We start from the raw sequence: 733 nt of genomic DNA on the forward strand, positions 1-733 counted from the left end.
TGGATCAGCCGACCCTCGGCGGCGCAGATGGCGCGGGCCTATCCCGCCCAGGCGATGGCGAATGACGTCACCGGCGCCGCATCACTGATGTGTTCGGTGCGGGCGAACGGGACGCTGAGCGACTGTTCCGTGGTGAATGAGACGCCGAACGGCCAGGGCTTCGGCCGGGCGTCGACCACCCTGTCACGGCAGTTCCGGATGAGCCCCCGCACCATCGACGGCCAGACCGTGGACGGCGCCCGGGTCAACTTCACCATCCGCTTCGCCCTGAACTAACCGAACCGCAGCGGGTCGAAGGTCGCGGCGTGGACATCCGCGTCGCGGCCTTCGATCGCATCGGCCACGATCCGCGCGGTCAGCGGCGCCAGCAGCCAACCGTTGCGGCGCGGCGCCAGGGCCAGGTACAGGCCCGCCTCGCCTGACGGCCCCGCCAGCGGCAGGCCATCGGCCGAGGCGCCGCGGATGCCGACGCGGTATTGCGGCTGGTCCCCCGAAGTCGCGCCCACCAGCGCCAGGCCCGCCGCCGTCTGGCGCGCGCCGGCGGGGGCGTTGATGTCCAGCGCCCGCTGGCCCGCCTCCATCGTCGCACCGATCACGGCGCCGCCCGGCGCAGGCGCGACATAGGCCCCCGCGCCGCGCACCACGCGGTCGGTCAGGGCCTGCGGGATGAAGGCGAGCTGCCCCCGGATCGGGTGGACGCCATCGATCAAGGCAGCCGTCGCGGGGGCCAGGC

At 73.8% G+C, this 733-nt stretch carries 2 protein-coding genes; one reads left to right on the plus strand and one right to left on the minus strand.

Translation table 11 applies throughout. From position 1 onward, the window contains the following. The coding region (locus ACK4SE_RS13945; protein WP_409693910.1) for a TonB family protein at positions 1-276 on the plus strand (276 nt) is incomplete at its 5' end. On the opposite strand, the gene ACK4SE_RS13950 is transcribed toward ACK4SE_RS13945, so the two are convergent. Beyond that, on the minus strand, positions 273-733 hold a 461-nt coding region (locus tag ACK4SE_RS13950; RefSeq protein WP_409693913.1), incomplete at its 5' end, for an FAD-dependent oxidoreductase. The two genes, ACK4SE_RS13945 and ACK4SE_RS13950, sit on opposite strands and share 4 nt — an antisense overlap.

It is taken from the genome of Brevundimonas sp., from assembly GCF_046293315.1.
GTDB lineage: Bacteria > Pseudomonadota > Alphaproteobacteria > Caulobacterales > Caulobacteraceae > Brevundimonas.